Source organism: Janthinobacterium sp. HH104, assembly GCF_001758715.1.
Taxonomy (GTDB): Bacteria; Pseudomonadota; Gammaproteobacteria; order Burkholderiales; family Burkholderiaceae_D; genus Janthinobacterium; species Janthinobacterium aestuarii.
Genome location: NZ_LRIB01000033.1, coordinates 178,349 through 194,119 on the forward strand (window position 1 = coordinate 178,349; position 15,771 = coordinate 194,119).

The following is a 15,771-nucleotide window of genomic DNA, read 5'->3' on the forward strand; positions in this document are numbered from 1 at the left end:
TTGAAAAAGATAAAGCGGTGTCAGGAAATGCAGGCGGCGTTGATGGCGCCGATCGACAGGGCAATGGCACCCAGCAGGCCGCCGAAAGCGCTGTTGTTCGATTCGATCTGGTCCTTCGACATGCGCAGCAAACGCGTGGTCACCACATAGGCGAGCAATTGCACCACCATGGCGCCGAAGGCCCAGGCGAAGAATTGCTGGTAGTCGGCCGTATGCATCAGGGACGAGGCGATGGTGGCGGAAAAGCCCAGCAGCGCGCCGCCCAGCGACAGGGCCGCCGCCTGGTTACCCTGGCGGATCAGCAGCACTTCGTTATACGGCGTGACGCGCGTGTAGATGATAAAAAAGGCAATCAGCAGCGCGGCGGCCAGTATAAGATGGATCAGATAGTTTAGGATGGCGGGCACGGCTTTCCTCGCAATGAGTATTTGATAACGTCAACGCATATTAGAACAAAAAAAAGTCCAATGAACAAAAAGATTCTGATTTTGTCCGTCTTCGTGGTTGCTTCCTGCGGCCTCGCGTATGAACTGATCGCTGGCGCCATGTCCAGCTACCTGCTCGGCGACTCCATTCTGCAGTTTTCCACCATCATCGGCTGCTACCTGTTTGCCATGGGCGTAGGCGCGCACTTTTCCAAGTACGTGAAGGACGACGACGTGCTCTCGCGCTTTGTCGACATCGAACTGGCCGTGGGCCTGATCGGCGGCCTGTCGGCCGCCATCCTGTTCATGACGTTTTCGTGGATGGCGGCGCCATTTCGCACCTTATTGTATGTGATGGTGTTCCTGATCGGCGCACTGGTCGGCATGGAAGTGCCGCTGGTGATGCGCGCCCTGAACACGCGCCAGACGGAATTTTCCGAACTGGTCAGCCGCGTGCTCACCTTCGATTACCTGGGCGCGCTGGCCGTTTCCCTGCTGTTCCCGCTGGTGCTGTCACCGTATCTGGGCCTGGTGCGCACGGGCTTTTTGTTCGGCATGCTCAACGTGGGCGTGGGCCTGTGGAGCATCTATGTCTTCCGCGCGGAACTGAAGAACCTCACGGGGCGCTTGCTGCGCGCCTGCGCCGTGATGCTGCTGCTGATCGCCGGCTTTGCCATGTCTGACCGCATGGTGGCCTGGGGAGAACATGGCCTGTTCGGCGACCAGATCGTGTATTCCACCACCACGCCCTACCAGCGCCTGGTGATCACGCGCTGGAAGGACGATACGCGGCTGTACATCAATGGCAATTTGCAGTTTTCCTCGCGCGACGAGTACCGCTACCACGAGGCGCTCGTGCATCCCGTGCTGGAAGCGCTGCCGTGGGCGCGCCGCGTGCTGGTGCTGGGCGGCGGCGATGGCCTGGCGCTGCGCGAAATCCTCCGTTATCCGCAGATCGAACACGTCACCGTGGTCGACCTCGACCCTGCAATGACGGCCGCGTTCACCACGCGCCCGGAACTGGCCAAGCTGAATAATAATTCGTTCTCGGACAAGCGCGTCACCGTCGTCAATGCCGATGCCGCCGTCTGGCTGCGCAACAGCGGCGACATGTTCGACGCGGCCATCGTCGATTTCCCCGATCCGTCCAGCTTCGCGCTCGGCAAACTGTATTCGGTGCCGTTCTACGACCTGGTGAAAAAGCACCTGGCGGCCAAGGGCCTGATGGTGGTGCAATCCACGTCGCCGTTCTTTGCCCCGCACGCCTACTGGACCATCAATTCGACCCTGCGCGAAGTGGGTATGCGCACCTGGCCCTACCACGCCTACGTGCCTTCGTTCGGCGAATGGGGGTTTATCCTCGCCTCGCCCCAGCTCGACTACACACCGCCCACCAGCTATCGCCTGCCCATGCGCTACCTGAATGCGGACACCACGCGCGAAATGTTCATCTTCCCGCCCGATATGCAGCCGCTGCCGATGGCGCCGAACCGCCTCAACACCCAGTCGCTCGTGCATGAATTCGAGCAGGACTGGAACCGGGTGATCCGCTGATGCAGCGCCGTTCCTTCATGCTGTGGGCCGCCGGCGGCACGGCAGCGGCGGCCGCCGCCGGCATCGGCAGCATCGCCGCCTACCTGCGCTGGCAGGAAATCACGCCGAAGGTGCTGTACCCGGGCCGCAGCGAGGGCCATTATTTGCGTGAGCTGCTGCGCGAGCGCAAGGCGCTGCCGGCGCCCTCGGCAACCATCACCACCGACGTGGCCATCCTCGGCTCGGGCATCGCCGGCCTGACGGCCGCCTGGCGGCTGAATAAACTGGGGCACAAGGATTTCCTCATGATCGACGGCCCCCAGCCCTACGGCAACGCGGCCGGCGGCCATTTCGGCGACCTCGCTTATCCGACCGGTGGCCACTACCTGCCGCTGCCGTCGCCCGAATCGACGCATGTGCGCGAGATATTGTTCGACCTGGGTATCATCGAGCGCGATCCGCAGGCGGAAAAGCCCACTTACGACGAGCGCTACATCCTGCATGCGCCGGAAGAGCGCTTGCTGTTCAACGGCCAGTGGCAGGATGGCTTCATTCCCACCGAAGGCATCTCCGCCGAGGAGCTGGCGCAGCACGAGCGCTTCTTTGCCGACGTGCGGCGCCTGCGCCAGGCGCATGGCAACGACGGCAAGCGCGTCTTCGTTTTTCCTACCGTGGAATCGTCGCAAGACCCGGCCTGGCAGGCGCTCGATACCATCACCTTGAAACAGTGGATGGAGCGCGAGGGATACACCTCGCCCACCTTGCACTGGTATCTGAATTACTGCTGCCGCGACGACTACGGCACGCGCTACGACCAGGTGTCGGCCTGGGCCGGCCTGCATTACTACTGCAGCCGCTGGGGCCAGGCGGCCAACGCGGGCAATGGCGCCTGGCTGACCTGGCCGGGCGGCATGCAACCGGTCGCCACGGCCATGGAGCAGGCCTCGGGTGTCCAACGCCATGCGGGCACGGTGGTTTCCCTCACGACGACGGCCAGCGGCGTGGAGGCGCTGTGCCTGGAGCTGGTCGATGGCCATCCGCGCACCTACCTGGTCAAGGCGCGCAAGGCCATCTGTGCCATGCCGCTGTATGTCGCGGCACGCGTGGTGGACAACATCGCCGCCTATGGCTTCGACGCGAAACGCGACACGCCCGCGTATGCGCCGTGGATGGTGGCCAATTTCCTGCTCAAGCGTTTTCCCGACGAACTGCCGCATGCACCGCTGTGCTGGGACAACGTCGTGTACCAGGAGCCGGGCCTCGGCTATGTCGTCTCCACGCACCAGGACATCCGCGTGCGTCCGCCCGAGAAAACCGTCTTCAGCGCCTACGTGGCCCTGTCCGACCGCACACCGCAGCAAGCGCGCAAGTGGCTCGATACGGCCACGCCCGAAGAATTGCTGGCGCTGGCCAGCGTCGATTTGAAGACGGCGTACGGGCGCGATTTCGCCAGCTGCGTCGAACGCGTCGACATCACCGTGCGCGGCCACGCCATGGCCGCACCGTTGCCGGGATTTCGCAGCAATGCGGGGCTCAAAGCCTTGCGCGAACACGATGGGGCGATCCTGTTCGCGCATGCCGATCTGTCGGGCTTTTCCGTATTTGAAGAGGCCGCGTGGTGGGGCGACAGGGCGGCGCGGCTGGCGATCACATAAATGAAAAAGGCCGGCGCAAGCGCCGGCCAGAGCCCCCTAAGGCTCGAACCTGTGCTTCCTTGTTCTTCTCATTTATTTTTATTAATGACGTCGATGAACACGGCCGCCAGCAGCACCAGGCCCTTGATCACTTGCTGGTAGTCGATGCCGATGCCCATGATGGACATGCCGTTGTTCATCACGCCCATGATGAAGGCGCCGATGACGGCTCCCATCACCTTGCCGACCCCGCCCGAAGCCGAGGCGCCGCCGATGAAGCAGGCGGCGATCACGTCCAGTTCGAAACCCGTGCCCGCCTTTGGCGTGGCCGTGTTCAGGCGCGCCGCGAAGATCAGGCCGGCCAGCGCGGCCAGCATGCCCATGTTGACGAAGGTGTAGAAGCTGACCCGTTCCGTCTTGATGCCGGACAGGCGCGCCGCCTTCTCGTTGCCGCCCACGGCATACACGCGGCGGCCCAGCACGGTGCGGTTGGTAATGAAGGTGTAGGCGACGATGAGCAGCGACATGACGGCCAGCACGTTGGGAAAGCCGCGGTACGACGCCAGCAGATAGCTGAAATACACCATCACGGCGGCGAAGACCGCGTTTTTCAGCAGGAAGAAGGCGCGCGGCTCGTTTTCCATGCCGTGCTTCAGTTGCTTGGCGCGGCTGCGCAGCGAGGTGAAGATCAGCGCCGCGGCGGCGATCACGCCCAGCAGCAGTGACAGGCCGCGCAGGTTTTCGCCGCCGAACGGGTCGGGCAGGAAGCCCGAGCTGAGCATCTGGAAGCCTTCAGGGAAGGGACCGACCGACTGGCCTGCCAGCAGCGCCAGGGTCAAGCCCTTGAAGACCAGCATGCCGGCCAGGGTGACGATGAAGGACGGGATCTTGAAGAAGGCGACGAAATAGCCTTGCGCGCCGCCGATGACGGCGCCGGCCAGCAGGCAGAGGATGCTGGCGGCGACAAAATTCATGTTGTAGTTGACGATCAGGACGGCCGCCAGCGCGCCGACGAAGCCGACCACCGAGCCGACGGACAAATCGATATGGCCGGCTACGATGACCATCAGCATGCCCAGCGCCATGATGACGATGTAGCTGTTTTGCAGCACCAGGTTGGTCAGGTTCAGCGGCTGCATCAGGGTGCCGTCGGTCATGTACTGGAAAAAGCCCATGATGACGATCAGCGAGAGCAGCATGCCGTAGTCGCGCATATTGTTCTTCAAAAAGCCGGCATAGCTTTTCGCTTGCGGCGCGGCCGCTGGCGCTGCTGCTGCCGGCGCGCCTGCTGTCAGTTTATTGTCCATTGTTTTCTCCGTGTGTAACGATCGCGCGCATGATTCGCTCCTGCGATGCTTCTGCCGCGCTCAATTCTGCCGCAAAGCGGCCTTCGTTCATGACATAGATCCGGTCGCACATGCCCAGCAATTCCGGCATTTCCGACGAGATCATGATGATGCATTTGCCTTCCGCGGCCAGGTCGCTGATGATGCTGTAGATCTCGTACTTGGCGCCCACGTCGATGCCGCGGCTCGGTTCATCGAGGATCAGCACGTCGGGGCGCGAAAACAGCCACTTCGCCAGCACCACTTTCTGCTGGTTGCCGCCGGACAGATTGACCACCTTCTGCGCCACGCTCGAGCAGCGGGTCTTGAGCTTGCGGCGGAAATCCTCGGCCACGCTGAATTCACGCTGCTCGTCGATCACCATGTGCTGCGAAATCGCATCGAGGTTGGCCAGGCTGGTGTTCTTCTGGATGTCTTCCTCGAGAATCAGGCCCAGGCCCTTGCGGTCTTCCGTCACATACGCGAGGCCGTGCGCGATCGCCTTGCCGATGGTGCTGACGTCGATTTCCTGGCCATTCTTGAGCACCGTGCCGCTGATGCGCTGGCCGTAGGCGCGGCCGAAGATGCTCATCGCCAGTTCCGTGCGCCCGGAGCCCATCAAGCCGGCGATGCCGATGATCTCTCCCTTTTTCGCGTGCATGTTGATGCCCTTGATGACGAGACGGTCGGCATGCTCGGGATGGAAGACGCGCCAGTCGCGCACTTCGAAAATGGTCTCGCCTATCGTCGGCGTGCGCGGCGGATAGCGGTCCGCCATTTCGCGTCCGACCATTTTTTCGATGATGCGGTCTTCGCTGACGGGTTCCACGCGGCAGTCGAAACTGTCCACCGTGTTCCCGTCGCGCAGCACCGTGATGGCATCGGCGACTCTTGAAATTTCATTGAGCTTGTGCGAAATCAGGATCGAGGCGATGCCCTGGGCTTTCAGGCCAAGCAGCAGGTCGAGCAGGGCCGCGCTGTCGCTTTCGTTCAGGCTGGCCGTCGGCTCGTCGAGGATCAGCAGCTTGACGTCCTTGCACAGCGCCTTGGCGATTTCGATCAGCTGCTGCTTGCCCACGCCCAGGTTGGTGATCAGGGTGTCCGGGGACTCTTTCAGGCCGACTTTGTGCAGCAGTTCGCGCGTCTTGCTTTGCGCGTATTCCCAGTCGATGACGCCCATGCTGGACGGTTCGTTGCCGAGGAAGATATTTTCGGCGATCGACAGCTGGGGCACGAGCGCCAGTTCCTGGTGGATGATGATGATGCCGATTTCTTCGCTGTCCTTGATGCCGCGGAAGTGCCGCGTCTGGCCCAGGTAATCGATGTCGCCCGTATAGCTGCCATGGCCGTAGACGCCACTGAGCACTTTCATCAGGGTCGATTTGCCGGCGCCGTTTTCGCCGACGATGGCGTGGATCTCGCCGCTGCGTACCCGCAGGTTGACATTGTCGAGCGCAACGACGCCCGGGAATGTTTTGCGTATCCCGCGCATTTCCAGGATAGTGTTCGTCATATAACCTCTCTGGCACGGCCGCGCTGGTCGGCATCGGTCGTGCTGCAGTCTTGTTCTTGATAGTGCGTGAAGCGAAAGGCCCGGCAGGGCCGGGCCTTCAGTACCTTGGATGCTTATTTCACTTGCGCTTCCGTGTAGTAGCCGCTGCCGGTGACGAGCACCTGCTTCCAGTTCGCCTTGTCGACGGTGACCGGTTTCAACAGGTAGGACGGCACGACTTTCACGCCGTTGTTATAGGTCTTCGTATCGTTGACGGTCGGCGTTTTGCCGCTCATCATCGCGTCGACCATATTCGCCGTGACCTTGGCCAGTTCGCGCGTGTCCTTGAACACGGTCGATGCCTGTTCGCCGCGGATGATCGATTTCACCGACGGGATTTCCGCATCCTGGCCCGTCACGACGGGGAACGGCTGCTTCGGCGTGCCGTAACCGACGCCCTTGAGCGAGGACAGGATGCCGATGCTCAAGCCGTCATATGGCGACAGCACGGCGTCGACGCGCGCATTGCCGTAGTAGGCGCTGAGCAGGTTGTCCATGCGGGCTTGCGCCACGGCGCCATCCCAGCGCAGGGTGGCGACCTTTTCCATGCCCATCTGCTTCGAGCGCACCACCAGCTTGCCGCTGTCGATGTACGGTTTCAGCACCGACAGCGCGCCGTTGTAGAAGAAGTGCGCGTTGTTGTCGTCGGCCGAGCCGCCGAACAGTTCGATATTGAACGGGCCCTTGCCTTCCTTGAGTTTCAGCGCCGATTCGATATAGCCCGCTTGCAGCACGCCGACCTGGAAATTGTCGAAGGTGGCGTAGTAATCGATGTTTTTCGTGCCGCGGATCAAACGGTCATACGAGATGACCTTGATGCCCTTGTCGGCCGCTTTTTGTAATACGTTCGACAAGGTGGTGCCGTCGATGGCGGCGATCACCAGCACCTTGGCGCCCTTGGTGATCATGTTTTCCACCTGCGCCAGCTGGTTCGGGATATCGTCGTCGGCAAACTGCAAGTCCGTCTTGTAGCCGCGCTCCTTGAATACCTTGACCATGTTGTCGCCGTCGGCGATCCAGCGCATGGACGATTTGGTTGGCATCGAGATGCCGATCGCGCCCTTGTCTGCGGCGCTTGCCACGGGCATTACCGCCATGCCGGAGATGGCCAGCGCCAGGCTCGCGGTCAGCATTTTCATTGTTGTTTTCATTTCAGGTCTCCACCGTCTTCGATAGTTGAATGTGCCAGGGCCGTCGTCCAGTGGGCGGGCTCCGTGCGAATGGCCGATTGCAGGCCACGGCTGATACTAGTTTGTCCATCCATCCCTCACCAATCACTTTTTTCGCATTGGTGATATCCAAAACGATATCGATGGGTCAATTGATGCAATGCGCCATGGCGCGCCTTCCCGCCTGCTGACAGGGCGGAAACGGGGGCCGCGCGGCGGCTTTTTTTGGTGCACTGCAATACCAATAATCATCATTCAATTTGGTGATTTTCGTAATTGCGGCGACACAGGGCGGCGCGCAGAATCGGTCCGAACTTGAACACCGGCCATTCCGTCACGACCTTTTGAAAGCTTGCCATGCAGCCGATTTCCCCCGCCTCTTTGTTGCCCGCCGACCTGGCGCAGGCCCTCCTTGTCGGCCGCATCTGGCGTGACGGCCCCTGCGTCGTCGCCGTGCGCGGCGGCGAAGTGGTCGACATCACGCAGACGGTGGCGACGGTGGCTGAGCTGTTCGAGCGCAGCGATGCGCTCGAGATCGTCCGCCATGTGCCCGGCATCTCGCTCGGACCCGTGCAAACACTGCTGGAGCAGGCGCTGGCCGCGCCGGCCGGCGAGCCGCTGCTACTGGCGCCGTGCGACCTGCAGGCCGTCAAGGCCTGCGGCGTGACCTTCGCCGTCAGCCTGCTCGAACGGGTGATCGAGGAACAGGCGGGCGGCGACGCGGCGCGCGCGGCGAGCCTGCGCACCGCCCTGCAAATGACATTGGGCGGCGACCTGTCGGCACTGAAGCCTGGCTCGGACGCGGCGCAGCGCCTGAAACAACAGCTGCAACAGCGCGGCGCCTGGTCGCAATACATGGAAGTGGGCATCGGCCCCGATGCGGAAGTGTTTACCAAGGCGCAGCCGATGTCGTCGGTCGGCTGCGGCGCGCAGGTGGGCTTGCTGCCATCGTCCGCCTGGAACAACCCGGAGCCCGAGATCGTCCTGGCCGTCAACAGCCGTGGCGAGGTGCTGGGGGCGACCTTGGGCAACGACGTCAACCTGCGCGATATCGAAGGGCGCAGCGCCCTCTTGCTGGGCAAGGCCAAGGATAACAACGGCTCCTGCGCCATCGGCCCCTTCATCCGCCTGTTCGACGAGCACTTTACGCTCGACACCGTGCGCGAGGCGGAAGTGTCGCTGCTGATCGAAGGCACTGACGACGGCTTTGTGCTCGAAGGCGCCAGCTTCATGCGCGAAATCAGCCGCGACCCGCTCGACCTCGTGCGCCAGACGGCAGGCCAGTACCACCAGTATCCGGACGGCTTCATGCTGTTCCTCGGGACCATGTTCTCGCCCGTGAAGGACCGCGGCGCGCAGGGCGGCGGCTTTACGCACCACCTGGGCGACCGGGTGACGATTGCCAGCGCTTCGCTGGGTGCGCTGGTCAACGAAGTGCAGCGCTGCGATGCGATTGCCCCCTGGACGTTCGGCGTGCGCGCGCTGTACCAGAACCTGGCCCAGCGCGGCTTGCTTTGATCCGATTATTTTAAAAAGAGAGACACCATGCAGCATGCAATTTATTCCAGCCTGGCCGGCAAGCGCGTCGTCATCACGGGCGGCGGCACCGGCATCGGTGTGGCCATCGTCGAGGCGTTCGCGCGCCAGGGCGCCCACGTCACCTTTCTCGATATCGCCCGCGAGGCGTCGCTGGCGCTGCAGGACAAGCTGGCCCACCTGCCGCAGCCGCCCGTTTTCCGCTATTGCGACCTGACGGACCTGGGTGCCCTGGCCGCCACCTTCGCCGAGATCGCACACAGCGCGGGCGCCACGGATATCCTCATCAACAACGCGGCCAATGACGACCGCCACGAACTGCAGGACGTCACGCCCGCCTACTGGGACGAGCGCATGGCCGTCAACCTGCGCCACCAGTATTTCTGCGCCCAGGCCGTGGCGCCGGCCATGCGCGCCAAGGGCAGCGGCGTGATTCTCAACCTGGGCTCGATTTCCTGGCACCTGGCGCAAGCGCGCCTGTCGATCTACATGACGGCCAAGGCCGGCATCGAGGGCTTGACGCGTGGCCTGGCGCGCGACCTGGGCGTCGACGGCATCCGCGTCAACTGCATCATTCCTGGCGCCGTGCGCACGCCGCGCCAGGAAAAGCTGTGGCATACGCCGGAAGCGGAAGCCGTGATTCTGCAGGGCCAATGCCTGCAGCTGCGCGTGGAGCCCGAAGACGTGGCGGCGCTGGCGCTGTTTCTCGCGTCGGACAATGCGGCCAAGTGCGCGGGACGCGAATACTACGTCGACGCAGGCTGGTACGGCGCATGAGCACCGCAGGCAAACACCCGGCGCGGCGCTTCCGCTCGCAGGACTGGTTCGACAATCCCGACCACATCGACATGACGGCGCTGTACCTCGAGCGCTTCATGAACTACGGCATCACGGCCGAGGAGCTGCGTTCGGGCCGGCCCATCATCGGCATTGCGCAAAGCGGCAGCGATATCAGTCCCTGCAACCGCATCCATCTGGAACTGGCGCAGCGCGTGCGCGACGGCATCCGCGATGCGGGCGGCATCCCGATGGAATTCCCGCTGCACCCGATCTTTGAAAACTGCCGCCGTCCCACGGCCGCGCTGGACCGCAACCTTGCGTATCTGGGCCTGGTGGAAATCCTGCACGGCTACCCGATCGACGCCGTGGTGCTGACGACGGGCTGCGACAAGACGACGCCGGCCCAGCTGATGGCCGCCGCCACGGTGGACATTCCCGCCATCGTGCTGTCGGGCGGTCCCATGCTCGACGGCTGGATGGACGGCGAACTGGTGGGTTCCGGCGCGGCCATCTGGAAGGGCCGCCGCCAGCTGTCCGCCGGCTTGATCGACAACGACAAATTCCTGCAGATCGCCGCTGCCTCCGCGCCGTCGGCCGGCCACTGCAACACCATGGGCACGGCATCGACCATGAATGCGCTGGCGGAAGCCTTGGGCATGTCCCTGACGGGCTGCTCGGCCATTCCCGCGCCATACCGCGAACGGGGCCAGATCGCCTATGAAACGGGACGCCGAATCGTCGCCATGGCGCATGAGGACGTGCGCCCGTCGAGCATCCTCACGCGCGAGGCGTTCCTGGACGCCATCATCGTCAACGCTGCCATCGGCGGTTCCACCAACGCCCAGCCGCACCTGATGGCCATGGCGCGCCATGCGGGCGTGGAATTGCACTCGAGCGACTGGATGGAACATGGCTACGACGTGCCGCTGCTGCTGAACATGCAGCCGGCCGGGAAATACCTGGGCGAGCGCTTCCACCGCGCCGGCGGCGTGCCGGCCGTGATGTGGGAGTTGCAGCAGGCGGGCTTGCTGCATGCGGACCGGTTGACGGTCACGGGCCAGACGATGGCGGCGAACCTGGCCGGACGCGAAAGCGCGGACCGCGAGATGATCCGCCCGTTTGCCGCACCGCTGAAGGAAAAGGCCGGTTTCATGGCCTTGCAGGGCAACCTGTTCGACTTCGCCATCATGAAGACCAGCGTGATCTCGCCCGCTTTCCGCGAGCGCTACCTGTCGCGTCCCGGCAGCGAAGGCGTGTTCGAGGCGCGCGCCATCGTCTTCGATGGTTCAAGCGACTACCACGCGCGCATCAACGACCCGGCGCTCAACATCGACGACAGCTGCATGCTGGTCATGCGCGGCGCAGGTCCCGTGGGCTGGCCCGGTTCGGCCGAAGTGGTCAACATGCAACCGCCCGACGCCTTGCTCAAGGCCGGCATTCTGAACCTGCCGACCCTGGGCGATGGACGCCAGTCGGGTACGTCGGATAGTCCTTCGATCCTGAACGCGTCGCCGGAAAGCGCCGTGGGCGGTGGCCTGGCGCTGCTGCGTACGGGCGACATCATCCGCGTGGACTTGCACGGTGGCCAGTGCGACATGCTGGTCGATGCGGCTGAGCTGGCGCGCCGCGCCAAAGAGCTGCCGCCGCCCGTCAACGACAGCGCCACGCCATGGCAGGAAATCTACCGCGCCAGCGTGGGCCAGCTGGAAACGGGCGCCTGCATGGAGCTGGCGCTGAAATACCGCGCCGTGGGCCAGACCCTGCCGCGCCATAACCATTGATGTAGGTCGGCTTAGCGCTCCGCGCGTAAGCCGACACCACCACAGACATAAAATTTTTCAGCAGTACCCGCAGTTAAAAAACGTTGTTAATAACATCCACTAGGAGACACACAATGAACAAGATCATCAGCGCAGCCATCATGACCGCCATGCTGGCATTGACAAGCAGCGCCGCCCTGGCTGACGCCAAAAACCCGAAAATCGGCTTTTCCATCGACGATTTGCGCGTGGAACGCTGGACGCGCGACCGCGATTTCTTCATCGCCGCCGCCGAAAAGCAGGGCGCCAAGGTCTTCGTGCAATCGGCCGACGCCAGCGAGCAGCGCCAGATTTCGCAGATCGAAAACCTGATCTCGCGCGGCGTGGACGTGCTGGTGATCGTACCGTTCAACGCGACGGTCCTCAACAACACCGTCAAGGAAGCGAAAAAGGCCGGTATCAAGGTGCTGTCGTATGACCGCCTGATTCTGAACGCCGATATCGACGCGTATATCTCGTTCGACAACGAGAAAGTGGGCGAGATGCAGGCCGAAGGCGTGACCAAGCTGCAGCCGAAGGGCAATTACTACCTGCTGGGCGGTTCGCCGACCGACAACAACGCCAAGATGCTGCGCGAAGGCCAGATGAAGGTATTGAAACCGTTCATCGACAAGGGCGATATCAAGATCGTCGGCCAGCAGTGGGTGAAGGACTGGAGCGCCACCGAAGCGCTGTCCATCGTGGAAAACGCGCTGACGGCCAATGGCAACAAGATCGACGCCATCGTCGCCTCGAACGACGGCACGGCAGGCGGCGCCATCCAGGCCCTGGCCGCGCAAAAACTGGCCGGCAAGGTGCCGGTCTCGGGCCAGGACGCCGATCTGGCGGCCGTGAAACGCGTCATCGCCGGCACGCAGTCGATGACCGTCTACAAACCGTTGAAAACCATCGCTGCGGAAGCGGCCAAGCTGGCCGTGCAACTGGCGCGCAATGAAAAGCCGGCTTACAACTCCAGCTATGACAACGGCCTGAAAAAGGTCAGCACGGTGCTGCTGAAACCAACGCCGCTGACCAAGGCGAATGTGAACATTCTCGTTGACGACGGTTTCTATACCAAGGCGCAGCTGGGTAATTGACCACCCGCTTGATGTCGGCTTGCGCGCTGCGCGCTAAGCCGACCTACGATTGCCCGCACCGGCCGTTCTCCGACAATCGCCGGCACCGGAAACGCCGGTGGTGGTGTCGGCCGTCCGCACCGGCCGTAGGTCGGATTAGCGGCGCCATGGGCGCCGCGTAATCCGACATTTCCCCGTATCCGCAACGAGAGTGAGCATGTCCGACTATCTGCTTGAAATGAAAGGCATCGTCAAACAGTTTGGCGGTGTCCGCGCGCTTGACGGCATCGACCTGCAGGTGCGGGCCGGCGAGTGCATCGGCTTGTGCGGCGAGAATGGCGCCGGCAAGTCGACCCTGATGAAGGTGTTGTCCGGCGTGTACCCGCACGGCACCTGGGATGGCGAGATCCTGTGGGATGGCCAGCCCCTGCGCGCGCAATCGATCCGCGACACGGAAGACGCGGGCATCATCATCATCCACCAGGAACTGATGCTGGTGCCGCAGCTGTCCGTGGCCGAGAATATCTTCATGGGCCGCGAACTGACCCTGCCCGGCGGGCGCATGCATTACGCGGCCATGTACAAGCGCGCCGACGAGCTGCTGCGCGAACTGAAAATTCCCGAACTGAACGTGGCGCAGCCCGTGATGAATTACGGCGGCGGCCACCAGCAGCTGGTGGAAATTGCCAAGGCGCTCAACAAGAATGCGCGCTTGCTGATCCTCGACGAGCCGTCGTCGTCGCTGACGGCATCGGAAATCGCCGTGCTGCTCGATATCCTGCGCGCGCTGAAGGCCAAGGGCGTCACCTGCATCTACATTTCGCACAAGCTCGATGAAGTGGCGGCCATCTGCGACACCATCGTCGTCATCCGCGACGGCAAGCATATCGCCACCACGCCGATGGCGCAGATGAACGTCGAGAGCATCATCGCGCAAATGGTGGGCCGTGAAATGAGCCAGCTGTATCCGCAGCGTGCGCAGCCGGCACCTATCGGCGAAGTGCTGTTCGAGGCGCGCCACGTGACCTGCATCGACGCCGACAACCCGCAGCGCAAGCGGGTCGACGATGTGTCGTTCACCCTGCGCAAGGGCGAGATCCTCGGCATCGCCGGCCTGGTGGGAGCGGGGCGCACGGAGCTCGTCTCGGCCCTGTTCGGCGCCTACCAGGGGCCGTGCCAGGCCGAAGTGTGGCTCGATGGCCGCAAGATCGATACCCGCTCGCCGCAAAAGGCCATCGCCATGGGCCTGGCCATGGTGCCGGAAGACCGCAAGCATCACGGCATCGTGCCGGATCTCGACGTGGGGCAGAACATCACCCTGGCCGTGCTGGAGGAATTCACGCGCGCCACGCGCATCGACGGCGAGGCGGAATTGACGGCCGTGCGCGGCGAGATCGCGAAGCTGGAACTGAAGGCGGCCAGCCCGTCGCTGTCCATCACGAGCCTGTCGGGCGGCAACCAGCAAAAGGCCGTGCTGGCCAAGATGCTGCTGACGCGCCCGCGCGTGCTGATCCTCGACGAGCCCACGCGCGGCGTCGACGTGGGTGCCAAATATGAAATCTACAAATTGATGCTGGCGCTGGCCGACCAGGGCGTGGCCATCATCATGGTCTCGTCGGAACTAGCCGAAGTGCTGGGCGTGTCCGACCGCGTGCTGGTGATGGGCGAAGGCCGCCTGCGCGGCGACTTTATCAACGATGGCCTGAGCCAGGAAACCGTGCTGGCGGCAGCGCTCGACCAGCGCCCGGCACCCGCCGCCAACACCGCAAACAAGGAAACCGCAGCATGAAACCGCACAGTATCAAACAGCTGTTCACCCAATACAAGATGCTGGCCCTCCTGATCGCCGTGGCGCTGATCTGGGCCTTCTTTTCGTGGAAGACGGAAGGCAGTTTCCTCACGCCGCGCAACCTGTCTAACCTGCTGCGCCAGATGTCCGTCACCGGCATCCTCGCCTGCGGCATGGTGCTGGTGATTATCGCCGGCGAGATCGATTTGTCGATCGGCTCCCTGCTGGGGCTGCTCGGCGGCATCGCCGCCGTGCTGGACGTCACGCAGCACTGGCCGCTGGCGCTGAACCTGGCGGCCGTACTCGGCTGCGGCCTGGTGATCGGCCTCTTGAATGGCTATCTGACGGCGTACCGGGGCATCCCATCCTTCATCGTCGGGCTGGGCGGCATGCTCGCGTACCGCGGCATCCTGCTGGGCATCACGGGCGGCATCACGATCGCGCCCGTCTCCGAGCCGATGGTCTACCTGGGGCAGGGCTACCTGCCTGCGGTGCCCGGCATCGTGCTGGGTATCGGCCTGTTCCTGCTGGCCGCCTTCCTGACGTGGCGCGCGCGCGCCAGCCGTGCCCAGCATGGCTTGCCGCAGACGGCGCCCTGGGCCGATGGCTTGCGCCTGGCCGTCATCGGCGCCGTGCTGTATGCCTTCGTGCAAACCCTGAACGGCTATGAAGGTATCCCGTTGCCCGTGCTGTTGCTGCTGGCCTTGCTGGGACTGTTCAGCTACATCACGAGCCAGACCGTGTTCGGCCGCCGCATCTATGCCGTCGGCAGCAATATGGAGGCGACGCGCCTGTCCGGCATCAACGTAAAAGCCGTCAAGCTGTGGATCTTCGGCATCATGGGCCTGATGTGCGCGCTGGCTGGCCTGATCAATACGGGCCGACTGGCGGCCGGTTCGCCATCGGCCGGCACCTTCAGCGAACTCGACGCGATCGCCGCCTGCTTCATCGGCGGCACCTCGATGCGCGGCGGCTCGGGCACCGTGTACGGCGCCCTGATCGGCGCGCTGGTGATGGCCAGCCTCGATAACGGCATGTCCATGCTGGACGTGGACACCTACTGGCAGATGATCGTGAAAGGCAGTATCCTCACTTTGGCCGTGTGGGTCGATGTCAGCACGCGAGCAGGGCGTCGTTAGCCGTGAAACGATCT

12 protein-coding genes are annotated in these 15,771 nt (G+C 63.3%); 8 read left to right on the forward strand and 4 right to left on the reverse strand.

The features are described from left to right. Window positions 1–20: 20 nt before the first annotated feature. Window positions 21–407, reverse strand: coding sequence for a DUF350 domain-containing protein (locus tag JAB6_RS13485; protein ID WP_070303236.1), 387 nt, complete (start codon window positions 405–407; stop codon window positions 21–23). A 60-nt stretch (window positions 408–467) separates the two neighbouring features. On the opposite strand from JAB6_RS13485, the gene JAB6_RS13490 reads away from it, so the two are divergent. Both JAB6_RS13490 and JAB6_RS13495 read left to right on the forward strand, forming a co-directional pair. After that, window positions 468–1,979, forward strand: a complete 1,512-nt coding sequence (locus tag JAB6_RS13490; protein WP_070303237.1) for a polyamine aminopropyltransferase — start codon at window positions 468–470, stop codon at window positions 1,977–1,979. Beyond that, window positions 1,979–3,613 (forward strand): NAD(P)-binding protein, encoded by a 1,635-nt coding sequence (locus JAB6_RS13495; protein WP_070303238.1) that lies wholly within the window; start codon window positions 1,979–1,981, stop codon window positions 3,611–3,613. The genes JAB6_RS13490 and JAB6_RS13495 overlap by 1 nt, the downstream gene beginning before the upstream one ends. A 68-nt stretch (window positions 3,614–3,681) precedes the next feature. Here JAB6_RS13495 and mmsB read toward each other — a convergent pair whose 3' ends face one another. From mmsB to chvE, 3 genes are all read right to left on the reverse strand, one after another. Then, entirely contained in the window at window positions 3,682–4,899 is a 1,218-nt protein-coding gene (gene mmsB / locus JAB6_RS13500) for a multiple monosaccharide ABC transporter permease (protein WP_034752728.1), read from the reverse strand. After that, window positions 4,889–6,430: a multiple monosaccharide ABC transporter ATP-binding protein gene (gene mmsA, locus JAB6_RS13505; RefSeq protein ID WP_070303239.1), complete on the reverse strand. Its 1,542-nt coding sequence runs from the start codon at window positions 6,428–6,430 to the stop codon at window positions 4,889–4,891. Before mmsA ends, mmsB begins: the two co-directional genes overlap by 11 nt. A 113-nt stretch (window positions 6,431–6,543) precedes the next feature. After that, window positions 6,544–7,620, reverse strand: coding sequence for a multiple monosaccharide ABC transporter substrate-binding protein (gene chvE / locus JAB6_RS13510; protein WP_034783821.1), 1,077 nt, complete (start codon window positions 7,618–7,620; stop codon window positions 6,544–6,546). 375 nt (window positions 7,621–7,995) lie between these two features. Here chvE and JAB6_RS13515 point away from each other — a divergent pair, with 375 nt between their 5' ends. The 6 genes from JAB6_RS13515 to JAB6_RS13540 all read left to right on the forward strand — a co-directional run bounded on the left by JAB6_RS13515 (window position 7,996) and on the right by JAB6_RS13540 (window position 15,757). Further along, window positions 7,996–9,156, forward strand: coding sequence for a fumarylacetoacetate hydrolase family protein (locus JAB6_RS13515; protein ID WP_070303240.1), 1,161 nt, complete (start codon window positions 7,996–7,998; stop codon window positions 9,154–9,156). Window positions 9,157–9,183: 27 nt separating this feature from the next. Then, window positions 9,184–9,951, forward strand: coding sequence for an SDR family NAD(P)-dependent oxidoreductase (locus JAB6_RS13520; RefSeq protein WP_070303241.1), 768 nt, complete (start codon window positions 9,184–9,186; stop codon window positions 9,949–9,951). Then, on the forward strand, window positions 9,948–11,735 hold the full coding sequence (locus JAB6_RS13525; RefSeq protein ID WP_070303242.1) for an IlvD/Edd family dehydratase: 1,788 nt from the start codon (window positions 9,948–9,950) through the stop codon (window positions 11,733–11,735). Before JAB6_RS13520 ends, JAB6_RS13525 begins: the two co-directional genes overlap by 4 nt. A gap of 113 nt (window positions 11,736–11,848) precedes the next feature. Then, entirely contained in the window at window positions 11,849–12,850 is a 1,002-nt protein-coding gene (gene xylF / locus JAB6_RS13530) for a D-xylose ABC transporter substrate-binding protein (RefSeq protein ID WP_058050971.1), read from the forward strand. Window positions 12,851–13,046: 196 nt separating this feature from the next. Continuing rightward, a complete protein-coding gene (gene xylG / locus JAB6_RS13535) occupies window positions 13,047–14,618 on the forward strand; it encodes a D-xylose ABC transporter ATP-binding protein (RefSeq protein WP_070303243.1) in 1,572 nt (523 codons plus the stop codon). After that, window positions 14,615–15,757: a sugar ABC transporter permease gene (locus JAB6_RS13540; protein WP_034783811.1), complete on the forward strand. Its 1,143-nt coding sequence runs from the start codon at window positions 14,615–14,617 to the stop codon at window positions 15,755–15,757. The genes xylG and JAB6_RS13540 overlap by 4 nt, the downstream gene beginning before the upstream one ends. Window positions 15,758–15,771: the final 14 nt, after the last annotated feature.